The 12,822-nt window shown below is 67.4% G+C and carries 16 protein-coding genes; 11 read left to right on the top strand and 5 right to left on the bottom strand.

Annotation, left to right across the window (positions count from 1 at the left end; translation table 11 throughout):
* Position 1 precedes the first annotated feature (1 nt).
* Complete coding sequence (locus tag SBI80_RS21560) at positions 2-232, bottom strand: CbtB domain-containing protein (RefSeq protein WP_318976864.1); 231 nt, start codon at positions 230-232, stop codon at positions 2-4.
* Between the two features lie 280 nt (positions 233-512).
* On the opposite strand from SBI80_RS21560, the gene nthB reads away from it, so the two are divergent.
* The 6 genes from nthB to SBI80_RS21530 all read left to right on the top strand — a co-directional run bounded on the left by nthB (position 513) and on the right by SBI80_RS21530 (position 4,517).
* On the top strand, positions 513-1,211 hold the full coding sequence (nthB, locus tag SBI80_RS21555; RefSeq protein ID WP_318976863.1) for a nitrile hydratase subunit beta: 699 nt from the start codon (positions 513-515) through the stop codon (positions 1,209-1,211).
* 18 nt (positions 1,212-1,229) lie between these two features.
* Positions 1,230-1,826: a nitrile hydratase subunit alpha gene (gene nthA / locus SBI80_RS21550; RefSeq protein ID WP_318976862.1), complete on the top strand. Its 597-nt coding sequence runs from the start codon at positions 1,230-1,232 to the stop codon at positions 1,824-1,826.
* On the top strand, positions 1,826-2,236 hold the full coding sequence (locus tag SBI80_RS21545; RefSeq protein WP_318976861.1) for a nitrile hydratase accessory protein: 411 nt from the start codon (positions 1,826-1,828) through the stop codon (positions 2,234-2,236). The genes nthA and SBI80_RS21545 overlap by 1 nt, the downstream gene beginning before the upstream one ends.
* Before the next feature lie 15 nt (positions 2,237-2,251).
* The gene (locus tag SBI80_RS21540) at positions 2,252-2,770 is read left to right on the top strand and encodes a DUF1097 domain-containing protein (RefSeq protein WP_318976860.1); all 519 of its coding nucleotides are present in this window, start codon (positions 2,252-2,254) and stop codon (positions 2,768-2,770) included.
* Between the two features lie 74 nt (positions 2,771-2,844).
* A complete protein-coding gene (locus tag SBI80_RS21535; RefSeq protein WP_413232771.1) occupies positions 2,845-3,288 on the top strand; it encodes a MarR family winged helix-turn-helix transcriptional regulator in 444 nt (147 codons plus the stop codon).
* Positions 3,289-3,440: 152 nt separating this feature from the next.
* A complete protein-coding gene (locus SBI80_RS21530) occupies positions 3,441-4,517 on the top strand; it encodes a substrate-binding domain-containing protein (protein WP_318976858.1) in 1,077 nt (358 codons plus the stop codon).
* A gap of 17 nt (positions 4,518-4,534) precedes the next feature.
* Here the strand turns inward: SBI80_RS21530 and SBI80_RS21525 are convergent, their stop codons facing one another.
* Both SBI80_RS21525 and SBI80_RS21520 read right to left on the bottom strand, forming a co-directional pair.
* Positions 4,535-5,140 (bottom strand): DUF998 domain-containing protein, encoded by a 606-nt coding sequence (locus SBI80_RS21525; RefSeq protein WP_318976857.1) that lies wholly within the window; start codon positions 5,138-5,140, stop codon positions 4,535-4,537.
* Complete coding sequence (locus tag SBI80_RS21520; protein WP_318976856.1) at positions 5,137-6,324, bottom strand: PucR family transcriptional regulator; 1,188 nt, start codon at positions 6,322-6,324, stop codon at positions 5,137-5,139. Before SBI80_RS21520 ends, SBI80_RS21525 begins: the two co-directional genes overlap by 4 nt.
* Before the next feature lie 86 nt (positions 6,325-6,410).
* Between SBI80_RS21520 and SBI80_RS21515 the strand changes: the two genes are divergently transcribed.
* From SBI80_RS21515 to SBI80_RS21500, 4 genes are all read left to right on the top strand, one after another.
* A complete protein-coding gene (locus SBI80_RS21515) occupies positions 6,411-7,499 on the top strand; it encodes a ferredoxin reductase (protein WP_318976855.1) in 1,089 nt (362 codons plus the stop codon).
* 19 nt (positions 7,500-7,518) lie between these two features.
* Entirely contained in the window at positions 7,519-8,724 is a 1,206-nt protein-coding gene (locus SBI80_RS21510; RefSeq protein ID WP_318976854.1) for a fatty acid desaturase family protein, read from the top strand.
* Between the two features lie 94 nt (positions 8,725-8,818).
* Positions 8,819-9,694: an alpha/beta fold hydrolase gene (locus tag SBI80_RS21505; protein WP_318976853.1), complete on the top strand. Its 876-nt coding sequence runs from the start codon at positions 8,819-8,821 to the stop codon at positions 9,692-9,694.
* A gap of 65 nt (positions 9,695-9,759) precedes the next feature.
* On the top strand, positions 9,760-10,119 hold the full coding sequence (locus SBI80_RS21500; RefSeq protein ID WP_318976852.1) for a hypothetical protein: 360 nt from the start codon (positions 9,760-9,762) through the stop codon (positions 10,117-10,119).
* Between the two features lie 6 nt (positions 10,120-10,125).
* Here the strand turns inward: SBI80_RS21500 and SBI80_RS21495 are convergent, their stop codons facing one another.
* Positions 10,126-11,364 carry a sensor domain-containing phosphodiesterase gene (locus tag SBI80_RS21495; RefSeq protein WP_318976851.1) on the bottom strand — a complete coding sequence of 413 codons (1,239 nt, stop codon included), beginning with the start codon at positions 11,362-11,364 and terminating at the stop codon, positions 10,126-10,128.
* A 171-nt stretch (positions 11,365-11,535) separates the two neighbouring features.
* Between SBI80_RS21495 and SBI80_RS21490 the strand changes: the two genes are divergently transcribed.
* Positions 11,536-12,288: an SDR family NAD(P)-dependent oxidoreductase gene (locus tag SBI80_RS21490; protein ID WP_413232779.1), complete on the top strand. Its 753-nt coding sequence runs from the start codon at positions 11,536-11,538 to the stop codon at positions 12,286-12,288.
* Here the strand turns inward: SBI80_RS21490 and SBI80_RS21485 are convergent.
* Positions 12,281-12,793 (bottom strand): SRPBCC family protein, encoded by a 513-nt coding sequence (locus SBI80_RS21485; protein ID WP_318976850.1) that lies wholly within the window; start codon positions 12,791-12,793, stop codon positions 12,281-12,283. The genes SBI80_RS21490 and SBI80_RS21485 overlap by 8 nt on opposite strands.
* Positions 12,794-12,822 lie beyond the last annotated feature (29 nt).

Below are 12,822 nucleotides of genomic sequence, written 5' to 3'. Positions count from 1 at the left end.
CCTAGTGGCAGGGGAAGCCGAGCAGATGCCGGGCGTCGTGAACGAATTCGTGCACGTGGGTGTCGGCGCCGAAGACCGACACCGCGCCCTGGTCGATTCCAATGAAGTAGTACGCGAGCAGTGCCAGCACCGTCGTCACGGTGAGCCACATCGCGGCGCCGATGGCGGCCTCCCCGGGCAGTGCGGCCGCCGCTGCGGCTCCGCGGGACGATTCCCTTGCTGTTGACGTCATAGGTCTTCCCTTCCGGTTTGACGGCGTCGTTCCTGAACGTGTCCAAGGAATTACTTCCGTCTGACAACTTTTTCGTACGAGGACAGTTACCCACCGACGCAACGCCCGGTCAAACGACGAACGAGCTTCGGGGCGTTTTGAAACCCAGGTTTAACAAAGTCGCGGCCACCTGTTAACCGTGTGTAACGGCTGGTCTCGAGCGATTGCACGCTCGCGGGGTGGGATGCATAGTTCCATTTGAAAGTATTGCTCGACAAAACTACTGAAGGGAGATGATCACATGCACGGTCCCCACGACCTCGGTGGCCGCGATGGCATCGGCGCCATCGATCCCGAATTCCTCGAACCAGGAATTCCGGACTGGCGCTATCCGTTCGAGGGACGGATGCACGCGGTCACCGCGATGGCGATCAAGAAGGGCGCCTTCAACCTCGACGAACAACGCCACGGCATCGAGTTGATGAAGTGGAGCGAGTACCTGGACTCGACCTACTACGCCCACTGGCTGTTCTCAGTGGAGAAGTTGCTCAACGACAAGGGATTCATCACCCACCAGGAGATCGACGAGAGAATGGCCGAACTCGGCGCCCCGTCGATGACGCCGCACCCGGCGAAACCGGAGACGCTGTCACCGTTCGCCCAGGAGATGATCGACATCCTCTGGAAGGGAACGCCCCACGACGTACCTGCGGACGCGCCACCCGCGTTCGAGGTTGGCGACGCGGTCGTCGTCCGAAACCTCAACGAGGCAACGCACAACCGGCTCCCCGGTTACCTCAAGAAGACCCCCGGCGTGATCGCCCGCCAATACGGCGCATTCCACGATCCCGCAGCCAGTGCCCACCAGCAGATCGACCGCCCGCACCAGATGTACATGGTGCGATTCACCGCCACCGACCTGTGGGGCCCCGACGCAGCCGAGCAGTTCGACCTGTACGCAGACCTGTTCGAGGACTACCTCGAACCCGCCAACGGCTAGATCAAGGAGATGACCGAAATGGATTGGCTTTCATTGTCCGACGTCGAGGCGCGCGTGAACGCACTCGAGTCGCTGATGGTCGAGAAGGGCCTCGCCGAGCACGAGGCCGTCGACGCCGTCGTGGCATCCTTCGAGAACGACATGGGTCCGGTCAACGGCGCCAAGGTCGTCGCACGCGCCTGGACGGACCCGCAATACCGGGAGTGGCTACTGTCCGACGCGACGGCGGCCATCGCCGACATGGGGTTCACCGGGCTGCAGACCGAACACATGGTGGCCGTGGAGAACACGAAGGATCGGCACAACGTGGTGGTGTGCACCCTGTGCTCCTGCTACCCGTGGACCCTGCTCGGCATTCCGCCCGCGTGGTTCAAGTATCCGCAGTACCGCGCCAGGGTCGTCAAGGAACCGCGCAGCGTGCTGGCCGAGTTCGGGGTCACCCTCGCCGACGACGTGCACGTCGACGTCTGGGACAGCAGCGCAGAGATTCGGTACCTGGTGATCCCGCAGCGGCCCCCAGGAACCGACGGGATGACGGCAGACGAACTCGTCCCGCTCATCAACCGCGACTCGATGGTCGGGACGGCGTTCGCCGACAGTCCGGCAGGCTCGTGATGACCACTCTCACAGTCGAACTCGACACCTACGACGATCCCGGCGGGCTCGGTGCGTTGCCACGGTCCAACGGCGAGTTGGTCTTCGATGCACCGTGGCAGGGCAGGCTGTTCGGCTTGGTCGTGCACCTCTGCGAGTCCGGCGCGTTCGCCTGGGACGAGTTCAAGGCCCACCTCATCGCCGCGATCGAGGAGTCCGGGATCGATGACACCTGTGACCCAGCGATCTACTACCGCCAGTTCGGCGAGGCGTTCTGTCGGCTCGCCGCAGACAAGCACTTCCTCGATGCCGCTGCGCTGGAGCAGCAAACCGCGGTGGAACTCGGACGGCTATCGCACTCCGACCACGACCACGACCACGACCACGACCACGACCACGACCACGACCATCACCATGGCCACGAGCACTGAGACGGAGAACTCGCCATGTCCAAGGTGACCGCACTATCGATCAGCGTCGGGGTGTTCGGCATGCTCTCGACACTGCTGACGGCCACGATCTGGCCGCTCCCCGTGTGGGTTCTGTTCCTGGCCTGGGCGTCGTTCTTCTTCGTCGGCTCGGGCTGGTCCGGGCTGGTCAAGTCGGTGGCATGCAACTGGACCGGGATCGTCATCGCCACCTGCACCCTGCTCGCCGTGCAGGCGACGACGAGCGCCCTATGGCTGTCCGTCGCGGTCGGCATCGGCAGCTTGGTGATGGTTCAGGCCTCCCGCATACCGTCGATCTCGGCGACTCCGGCGATCGTCTTCGGGTTTGCGATGACGGTCGGGACCATGGCGGCGACGGGTCGACCGATCACCACGGCCGATTTCTCTCACCCGGCGCTCGTCGCCGCGGTCACCGCACTCGTCGGTGCGTGCTTCGGCGTCGCCTCCGAAGTGGGCGCAACGGCATTGGAGCGAGGTTTTGGTCGGCTGCGGTCCGCCTCGGCACAACCCACCTAGCGGCGGTGGCGCGCGCCACCGCCGCATGCGGTAATTTCCCAATAATTCGCAATGGAAGCAATGAGCTCAGGAGCATGGTGCCAACGCGTACTGATCTGGACGTGGTCGCCCACGGGTCCGAGGTGTTCTTCGATGCCGCGCGCTGGTGGACCGAGGCGTTCGGTACCGCCCTCGTCGACTCCGACGTGAACACACTCGAAGGCTGGCGTGTGCTGGGAGCCCTTCGCCACGGTGACGGATCGACGATGAGTGAGATGTCGGCGGCGATGGCGATTCCGCCGCCCACGCTCACGCGGATCGTCGACAAGCTCGTCGATGGCGGGTTCGTTCTGCGTCGCGTCGACGCAGCGGATCGGCGACGCGTGCTCATCTACCTCTCGGCTCGCGGTAAGACCAAGGTGCGCAAGCTCAGCAAGTCCGAAGCGCTCGTCAGGCAGAAGCTGGTCGACCATCTGGGCGCGGATGCCACGGCGCAGTTCCTCTCGACGCTGGCGCGAATTGGCGAGTTGACCGTCTGATTCGAGAGGTGGGGGATCCACCCGATGAACGATATTTTCATCGCGAGAACAGCCATGCAATGCCGTAGTAACCCGCCGGGCACACCATCTTCTCGTCGAGCGCGATCGCGCGGACGGCGGACGACGAGGTGATGATGAACACGGGAGCGCAAGTGACGGCACGGGCGCGCGGCCGCAGCACCATCGACGTCGCACTGGTGATCCCTCGAAGCGGCTCAGCCGGAATCTACGGGCCGTCGTGTGAGGCCTGTGCCGAACTGGCCATCGCCGAGGTGAATTCGACTGCCGGGCTGCTCGGCAGTCGGGTTCGCCTCGTCCCCGTCGATGGCAGCCGAGCACCGATGGCCGTGGCAGCCGACGTCGCCCGCCTGGTCGATGCCGGCGCCGTCGACGCCGTCACCGGGTGGCACATATCTCCGGTGCGACAAGCGATCGCGCGAGTCACCAGCGGCCGCATCCCCTACGTCTACGGTCCGCTCTACGAGGGTGGTGAGCGCACGCCCGGGCTGTTCCTCACCGGTGAGACGCCGTCGCGCCAGCTGCTCCCCGCGATGGACTGGATGAAGGCGGAGCACGGCGTCGATCGATGGATCCTGATCGGCAACGACTACGTCTGGCCCCGTCGGACCGGCGCCGCGGCGCGCGATCACGCCCGCGCCGCCGGCAGCCCGCTGCTCCAGGAGATCTACCTGCCGCTAGGTACCCAGGACTTCACCGCGGCCATCCGCGACGTGGAAACCACCTCGTCCACCGGTGTACTGCTCCTGCTGGTCGGTGGTGACGGTGTCGCCTTCAACCGTCAATTCGCGGCCGCCGGGCTGGCCGACGCCATTCCACGGCTCAGCCCGCACGTCGAGGAGAACATGCTGCTGGCCAGTGGCAGCGAGAGCAACGCCGGGCTGTTCGCCGCGGCCGGGTACTTCGAAGCGCTGAACACCACCTCGAGCATGGACTTCGCGGCACAGTACTACGCCCACTTCGGTCCTGGCGCTCCGGCGCTCAACAGCATCGGTGAATCTTGCTACGAGGCAATCACCTTGCTGATCGCCCTGTGCGCGAGAGCGGGTTCACTGGACGTCACCGCACTGACGGCGGCGTCGGCCAACCTCGCCTACACGAGCCCCCGCGGGGAGGTGGCCCTGCGCGGGAACCAACTCACCCAGGACATCTACGTGGCCGAGGCCGTTGACCTCGACTTCGAGATCCGGGCGCGCATCTCGGCCGCCTGACCCCTCGCCGCGGACGACTAGGTCGCCCGCCCCCGGGACAGCAGCAGGCCAGCCGAGAGCAGCTGCCACCCGATGATCGTGTAGACGCTCGTCCGCTCCAACACCGCGCCGGGCAGCCCCACGCTCACCGACGTCGTCGTCATGGCGAGCAGCGCGAAGCTCGTCAGACCCAGCGCCGCGAGACCGTAGGACGCGGCGCGATACCAGCGCGGGCGATCGAGGGTGGGTACCGTCGTGACACCAGCGGCAATGGCTGCGTTGCCCCCGAGGATGGCCAGCGCCGCACCGGTCACGTGCACCCAGGCCACCCCGCTCGTACCGCTCGGTACCGTCGCGACGACGGCGTTGCCGACTCCATTGGCCGCGGCGCAGACCAAGAAGACCCGCGCGCTTCGAGCTCCGCACGCCCGGGCCGCCAGCACGGCACCGGCCAGGAACATCGTCCCCTGAATCACGAGGGCCCCGTTCATCGCCCAGCTCAACGGCGACTCCGGGCGACCCAGATCGCTGATGAAGTCGTGGGCGTACCGGTACCCGGATTGGGCGCGCGCGGCGCCGGCCTCCAGTGCGAGGTAGAGGACGCCTCCGGCCAGCCAGCACGTCGCGGCGCGCCTGGCCGTCACGGCGAGACGCCAAGGGCGACGGTGAGTTCCAGGATGGTCCTCGGATCGTTGAGTGCGTCGCCGTAGAGTTCGCGCACCTGGGTCATGCGATAGCGCACCGTCTGCGCGTGGACGAACAAGTCGGCTGCGACGGCGTCGCGCTGCCCCTGGTGCAACAGCCACGACCGCAGCGTCTCGGCCAACCTCTCGGCGGTGTTGGGCCGCAGACCGGCCAAGGGCGCCAAGGCTTGCCGGCGAAGATCCATGGCCGCTTCCCGGTCCGCGGTGAGGACGAGTTCGACGAGATGGTCGTCGGTGTCGACCACGTCGTCGTCCACGTTCAGCTCGCGGGCCCGCAGCGCGCGCCGATAGGACGATTGGGCGAGCGCCCACGGCCGGGCCGGTCCCACCAGCGCCCGTCGGCCCTGCAGCGTCGAACGCAGCTGCGCCCGGTGCCGGCCGTCGAGATCGGGCACCAGGAGCACCGCGAGCGAAGCCCCGGCATCGACGTCGGGCAGGTCTTCGCTGAGCTGTAGGGTGGATTCGCCGAATCGTGCTGCCAAACCACGGGTTTGGGCCTCGGCCACGACGACGGCGGTCAGCGTCTCCGGCGGCCGCCAGTCGGCCTCGTCGGCGCTCGTGCGCAGCTCGTCGACCGGCGCACCGGCGAGCAGCTGTCTGGCCAACCGCTCGAGGTAACGCTGCCGCACCCGGCCGGTGGTGGCCAGTTCGTCGGCGTGGCCCGCCACGCTGGACGCCGACAACTCGTCGATGAATGCGAAGACCAGTTCGGCGAAGCGGGCGATGGTCTCGGCGGACAGCCCCGACGCGACGGCCGTGGCCGATAGCTCGCGCCAGGCGACGCGGGCACCGACGCGGTAAGCCGAGAGCAGCGCGTCGATGCTGCGCCCCTGGCGGGCCTCACCACGACCCAGTTCGTAGGCGCCGTCCAGCGCGGGTGACAGCGTGGCGCTCGGGTCTGAGTCGTTCGACCCGACGGCCAGTCTCAAGAACGCCCCCAGCGCCATCTGCACCGCGTTCTCGATGTTCTGGCCCATCCGCCCGCTGAATGCCCGGGTGTAGCTGGGCACCTCGACCGTCACCGCCGTGACGGTGCGCTCGGCCATGCTCGGGAGCACGGCCTCCAGCGACGCGACGACCTCGTCGTCGAGGGCTAAGCCGGTCAATTGAGGCGAATCGGTCATTATCTATTCCTGACGAACAATTCATGCCGGGTTATTCACGCCAGATGGCCAAGACTTTATACCCCCGGTTCGACGACAGTGAAGTCATGACCACGACCGCACCCCGCCCGACCACCGTCGGAACGCTCCGGGCGCGCATCATCAAGTTCGCCGAACGGGTGACCACTCCCCTGGTGCCCGCGGACTACCTCGACGTCATCGATCCCCTGCGGTCGGGCGCCGACCTGCGCGGCCGCATCGTCGCCATCCATCCCGAGACGCGCGACGCCGTCTCCGTGGTGATCAAGCCCGGTCGTGGCTGGCGCGGTCACACCCCCGGTCAGTACGTGCGCATCGGCATCGACGTCGACGGCGTTCGTCAGTGGCGCGCCTACTCGCTGACCTCCGAGAGGGCGCGCGCAGACGGTTGCATAGCCATCACCGTCAAGGCCATCCCGGACGGCAAGGTCAGCAATCACATCGTCCGCCGGGCCCGGCCCGGCACCATCGTCCAACTCGATCAGGCCGCAGGCGAGTTCACGCTCGGCGAGCAGGCACCGCCCAAGATCCTGTTCCTCACCGCCGGCAGCGGTGTCACCCCCGTGATGGGAATGCTGCGCAACCTGACCGCCGACTCGGACATCGTGGTCGTGCACTCGGCACCGACCGCCGACGACGTCATCTTTGGCGGTGAGCTCCGCCAACTGGCTCGACAGGGTCGAATCCGACTGGTGGAGAAGCACACCGACGTCGACGGCATGCTCGACGTCGCGACGCTGCACCAGCTGGTCGACGATCTCGCCGACCGGCAGACCTGGGCGTGCGGACCGGCCGGAATGCTCGACGCCCTCGAAACCCGCTGGGCTGCCGACGGCATCGCCGACCGCCTGCACACCGAGCGCTTCCGCCCGATCATCATCACCGAGGGCGACGGTGGCGAGGTCACCTTCTCCAAGTCCGGCGCTCGAGTCGACGCCGGTAGCGCCGAGACCCTGCTAGACGCCGGGGAGGCCGCGGGCGTACTGATGCCCTCGGGCTGCCGGATGGGCGTGTGCTTCGGCTGCGTCGTTCCGCTGCGTCAAGGCGCCGTCCGCGACCTGCGCACCGGCGACGTCACCTCCGCCGCACCCGGCGACAACGTCCAAATCCAGACCTGCGTCTCCGCCGCCGCGGGCGCCTGCGACATCGATCTCTGACCTCCGAGGGAGCTTCACCATGACCACCACGCAGATTCACCCGAATCCCACCGTCGCGCACCTCACCGCCGAGGACGTCGAGAACCTCGGCCGCGAACTCGACGCCATCCGCGAACAGATAATCGCCAGCCGCGGTGAGCGCGACGCCGCCTACATCCGCAGGGTCATCGACGGCCAGCGCAAGCTGGAACTCGGCAGCCGCGCCGTGCTGCTGTTCTCGCTCTTTCCGCCGGCTTGGCTCGTCGGCACCGTCGGCCTGTCCGTCTCCAAGATCATCGAGAACATGGAGATTGGCCACAACGTCATGCATGGCCAGTGGGACTGGATGCGCGACAGCAAGATTCACTCCACCACCTGGGAGTGGGACAACGCCTCACCCGCCGAGATGTGGAAGCACTCGCACAACGAGGTGCACCATACCTACACCAACGTGCGCGGCAAGGACCACGACCTCGGCTACGGCATCATGCGCGTCGACGAGAACCAGAAGTGGGTGCCCTTCTACCTCGCCCAGCCGCTGTGGAACTTCATCAACGCCTGCGTGTTCGAGTACGGCATCGCCGCCTACGACCTGCAGATCGGCCGGTACCTCAAGGGCCGTTCCGACAAGGCGGACTTCCGGGCCAAGAGCAAGCGGGTGTTCGCCAAGATCCGCAAGCAGGCCACCCGTGACTACGTGCTGCACCCGCTGCTGTCGGGCCCGTCGGCGCTGCCCACGCTGACCGCGAACCTGACCGCCAATCTGGTGCGCAACCTGTGGACGCACTCGGTCATCATGTGCGGCCACTTCCCGGAGGGTGTGCAGACCTTCGAGAAGCACTCGATCGACGGCGAGACCCGCGGCGAGTGGTATCTGCGCCAAATGCTCGGCTCGGCCAACATCTCCGGAAGTCGGTTGCTGCACTTCATGTCCGGCAACCTGTCGTTCCAGATCGAGCACCATCTATTCCCCGATCTGCCCAGCAATCGGTACCAGGAGATCGCGCCCAAGGTCCAGGAACTGTTCGAGCGCTACGGCCTGACCTACACCACGGGTTCACTGCCGCGGCAGGTCGGCTCGGCGTGGAAGACGGTGTTCAAGCTGTCGCTTCCGAACGACTTCAAGGTCACCGACCTGCTGCACCGCGCGACCAAGACGATCGCGCCGGCGACGGTGACGCGTGCAGTGTTCGGCCAGCCCGCCACGGCCGACGAGGACGACGAGGCCCCTGCGATTTCGGCGTGATCGGTCGCGGTCGGCGCGACTCATCACGCCGAAACCGCGACGGCGGCGAGAAGAAGGCATTGTGGGCACTCGCGATCTTCTGTTAGCGTCGCGCATGCCCACCGGATCCGGGCGCTACCAACGCATCACGGCGTTCACCAACGCGCGCGCGAAGAGCAAGCGATACCCGGAAGGTCTGACCTTCCCGGTCACCGACACGGGTCCGCTCGACGGCGAGATCGTCGTTCTGCTGCACGGCTTTCCACAGACGTCCAAGTCGTGGCTGTCCGTCAGTGCCCTGCTGAACGCGAGCGGCTACCGGACGCTCGCTTTCGATCAGCGCGGTTACCCGGCGGCGGCCCGCCCCCGCGGCCGGTTCGCCTATCGCATCGGCGAACTGGTCTCCGACGTGGTGGCACTCGTCGACACCGTCGGGGCACCGGTTCACCTCGTCGGGCACGACTGGGGCGCCGTCGTCGCGTGGGCGACGGCGGCCTCCCACCCAGCCCTCGTCTCGTCGCTGACCGCGGTGTCGGTGCCGCACACCAGGGCGTTCCTGCGCTCACTGATCGGCAGCGACCAGGCGCTGAAGTCCTACTACATGGCGGTGTTCCAGCTCCCCTGGCTGCCCGAGACCATGTTGACCCGCGCGCCGAGACTGCGCCAGCGGATGCTCCAGGACAGCGGCATGGCCGCCGACTCGGTCCGCGACGTCGAACGCGACGTGATCGCCACCGGGGCCCTGCGTACGGCCATCAACTGGTACCGGGCCATCCCGTTCGCAACTCTCCGCTACCTCGCCCCTGTCTCCGTACCGACGACCTACGTGTGGAGCACCCACGACATCGCACTGGGCCGCCGGGGTGCCGAGCTGTGCGAGCGCTATGTCACCGGGCCGTACCGGTTCGAGATCACCGAGGGGTCGCACTGGATCCCCGAGGAGCAGCCGGAGCTCCTGCACGCCCTGATCGTCGACCGCATCGCGCACTGAGCCGTTCACCGAGTGTTTCCCTTGTAAATTCAGTGTTACATCCATGTTGCGGATACAGTGTCCACATGGACGAGAAGTCGGTGTTCTTCGAGGTCGAGGCGCTGCGGGCGGATCGGGCGCGCCCGGTGCTCTCCGCAGCCGCCCTCGAGGTTCACGTCCGGGTGGTCGACCACCTGGCCCACACGACGGGTGCCGCGTTCATCGCCGACGAGATACTGGACACCCTCGCGCACGGCCGGGTCACCACGATGGCCGCGATCGAACTGTGGCTCGCGGGCTGGTGGCGCCGGCTCGACGGCGGATACGTGATCGTGGACCAGGAACTCATCGATGCCCTGTCGCACAGCCCGGCGCTGCGCCGCCTCGGCGCGGCCTGCCGCCGGTTGTGGAAGACCCTCAACAGCGAGACCGTCATTCCGCTGTAACTCGCCTCAGCGCACCCGCTCGAGCAAATTGCGGGCGGCCACCGTCACCAGCACGCGGTCGTAGGTGATCGACATGTCGAAGCGGCGGTCATCGTCGCTGAGGGAGGCCGCGAAGTTCTGCTCGCGCGCGACCAGCGCGGCCGCGTGATGCGGGCCCAGCATCAGCACCACCCACTCCGCGCACAACGGGTCGTCGGCGTCGAGCTCCACCCCGCGGATGCCGCGCCCCAGATCGCCGTCGAGACCACGACCGAACACCGCGACCATCGGCGAGGTGGCTGCGATGTCGCGGTAGCGGCGGCGCGTGCTTCCGCTGAAGTTCTCGGCGCGCTGGAGCGAGGCCAGCATCATCGGCGGGTCGGTGGCATGTGCGGCCTGCGTCTCGATGTGACGCGAGAACGGAATGAGCACCGCCTTGCGCGCGGTCCGGACCGCCGCCCGGCCGGCGACCACGTCGAAGGGCGACCTACCATCGGAGCGCACCGGATGCTTCATCGGCGGTGGCGACCAGTCCACCGAAGTCTTGCCGGTCAGCGATTCAGCCCTGCCATAGCGGTAGCCCTGGCCGAGGGTCGCACCGAGCGCCAGCGCCTGCTCGAGGTGTTCCTCGGATTCGATGCCCTCGGCGAGCAGGACCGAGCCCGTGCGTTCCTGGTGGGCGAGCACGGCCGCCAGCACGCGCGCCTGGTCGTCTCCCATCGTCACCTGGATCAGATGCAGATCCAGCTTGATGACGTCCGGACAGATGACGTCGAGCAGTGCCAGCGAATCGGGATGCGCGCCAACGTCGTCCAACGCGATGCCGAATCCGTCGTCGCGCAGCTTGGCCACCTTGCGCAGCAGAGCGCGGGGACTCTTCAACAGGCTGCGCTCGGTCAGCTCGAAGACGACTCGGAACTGGTCGCCCGCACGAGCCAGCATCCGGTCGCAATGCCGGTCGACGTACCCGCTCATTGGTTCGCAGTTGAGCAGTAGCAGCGTTCCGGCGGGTAGGTTGCGGGCCAGCGCCGTCTCGAGGGCGGAGTCGATGCACGTGCGGTCCAGCTGCTCCAGCGTGCCGGTGACCGCCGCGCGGGCGAAGACCTCGTGCGGTGCGGGATTGCCCAGGGTCGGCCATCGCGCCAAAGCCTCGAAACCGACCACGGCGCCCTCGGGCAGCGAGACGATCGGCTGGAACACCGATTGGACTCCGAACCCGCTCGCCGCGGCGTCGGACACATGGGTGCCCGACGCGCCAGAAGTCACGAGCCGAGAAGCGGATCGATCATCACCCTGGTCGGACACCCGTCCCCCTTCGGCGTGTCACCCGACCATACGCCGCAGCGACCACGACCGGGCCGAGATCGGAATGCAGTCGAAGTGGTCGATTGGTGCTGCGGCAGAATCACCCGAGTGACGACGCCGAACGTGAACCTGATGGAGATGTTTCGACTCGACGGCAAGGTGGCCATCGTCACCGGCGCCTCGTCCGGCCTCGGAGTCGCCTTCGCCCAGGCGTGCGCCCAGGCCGGTGCCGACGTGGTCCTGGCCGCGCGGCGCGTCGAGAAGCTGGGCGCCACAGCCGAATTGGTGACCGCTGCCGGCACACGGGCACTGCCGGTTCGCACCGACGTCACCGACCCCGAGCAGTGCCAGGCAATGGTGGACGCCGCCATGGCCGAGTTCGGCCGCGTCGACGTACTGGTGAACAACGCCGGCGTCGGCACCGCGGTGCCCGCGACCCGCGAGACGCCCGAGGAGTTCCGCGCCGTCGTCGACATCAACCTGCACGGCTCCTACTGGTCGGCGCAGGCCTGCGCCCGGGTGATGATGCCAGGCAGCTCGATCGTCAACATCTCCAGCATCCTCGGGCTGACGACGGCCGGACTCCCGCAGGCGGCATACAGCGCCAGCAAGGCCGCGATCGTCGGACTCACCCGGGACCTGGCCCAGCAGTGGGGATCTCGAAAGGGCATCCGCGTCAACGCCATCGCGCCGGGCTTCTTCAAATCCGAGATGACCGATCAGTACAAGCCGGGCTACCTCGAGGCGCTGAACGCACGGCTGGTCCTGCCCCGGATGGGTGACCCCGCCGAGCTCGCCGCGACACTGGTCTGGCTGGCCTCGCCCGCCGGCGGCTACGTCACCGGCCAGACCATCACCGTCGACGGCGGCGTCACGATCACCTAGGTCCCAGTGCGGGGTCCTCGAATTCCGCGCGGACGCAGTCCAGGTTGACCTGCATGTTCTCCTGCCATTCGCGCAACCGCTTGGCCACGATCCGGCCCTCCAGCTCGGGCCTGGCCGTGATCGCGTAGGTCAGTCCGGACGGACCGGGGCCCATCCGGGCCCACTGCCGGATCAGCACGCCGTCGCTGGTGGGCTCGACCTCGAATCCCCACGTCGCGGTGGGGCCGTCCGGTCCGCCCAGGACGTTCCACACCCACCGCCGGCACTCCTCGACCTCGACGATCTCGCACTCGGTCTGCCACGACCCCATCGCGGCGTGCACGTTGGAGCCACGGAAACGCGCTCCGACCCTGACGCGGTCGGCAGCCCCGATCCACTCCACCCGCTGCAGCTCCGACGAGCAGCGCGCGGGCAGACCGATGTCGGTGACCCGGTCCCAGGCGGTCGCGACGTCACACGCCACCCGCTGCGTGACCTCCACGGTCGGCTGGTCGCGGTAGCGCATGGTGGGCAGCCTGCCATAGTGCAGGAGAC

The sequence above is a fragment of the Mycolicibacterium sichuanense genome, from assembly GCF_033741125.1.
Taxonomy (GTDB): Bacteria; Actinomycetota; Actinomycetes; order Mycobacteriales; family Mycobacteriaceae; genus Mycobacterium.
The sequence above is the reverse complement of the archived record's forward strand: the minus strand, read 5'-3'. Positions and strand labels throughout refer to the sequence as shown.

Bases quoted from the DNA above. Each gene is read 5' to 3' on its own strand.
- SBI80_RS21560 (WP_318976864.1), bottom strand. From the start codon at position 232: ATGACGTCAACAGCAAGGGAATCGTCCCGCGGAGCCGCAGCGGCGGCC.
- nthB (WP_318976863.1), top strand. From the start codon at position 513: ATGCACGGTCCCCACGACCTCGGTGGCCGCGATGGCATCGGCGCCATC.
- nthA (WP_318976862.1), top strand. From the start codon at position 1,230: ATGGATTGGCTTTCATTGTCCGACGTCGAGGCGCGCGTGAACGCACTC.
- SBI80_RS21545 (WP_318976861.1), top strand. From the start codon at position 1,826: ATGACCACTCTCACAGTCGAACTCGACACCTACGACGATCCCGGCGGG.
- SBI80_RS21540 (WP_318976860.1), top strand. From the start codon at position 2,252: ATGTCCAAGGTGACCGCACTATCGATCAGCGTCGGGGTGTTCGGCATG.
- SBI80_RS21535 (WP_413232771.1), top strand. From the start codon at position 2,845: ATGGTGCCAACGCGTACTGATCTGGACGTGGTCGCCCACGGGTCCGAG.
- SBI80_RS21520 (WP_318976856.1), bottom strand. From the start codon at position 6,324: ATGACCGATTCGCCTCAATTGACCGGCTTAGCCCTCGACGACGAGGTC.
- SBI80_RS21515 (WP_318976855.1), top strand. From the start codon at position 6,411: ATGACCACGACCGCACCCCGCCCGACCACCGTCGGAACGCTCCGGGCG.
- SBI80_RS21510 (WP_318976854.1), top strand. From the start codon at position 7,519: ATGACCACCACGCAGATTCACCCGAATCCCACCGTCGCGCACCTCACC.
- SBI80_RS21505 (WP_318976853.1), top strand. From the start codon at position 8,819: ATGCCCACCGGATCCGGGCGCTACCAACGCATCACGGCGTTCACCAAC.
- SBI80_RS21500 (WP_318976852.1), top strand. From the start codon at position 9,760: ATGGACGAGAAGTCGGTGTTCTTCGAGGTCGAGGCGCTGCGGGCGGAT.
- SBI80_RS21490 (WP_413232779.1), top strand. From the start codon at position 11,536: ATGGAGATGTTTCGACTCGACGGCAAGGTGGCCATCGTCACCGGCGCC.
- SBI80_RS21485 (WP_318976850.1), bottom strand. From the start codon at position 12,793: ATGCGCTACCGCGACCAGCCGACCGTGGAGGTCACGCAGCGGGTGGCG.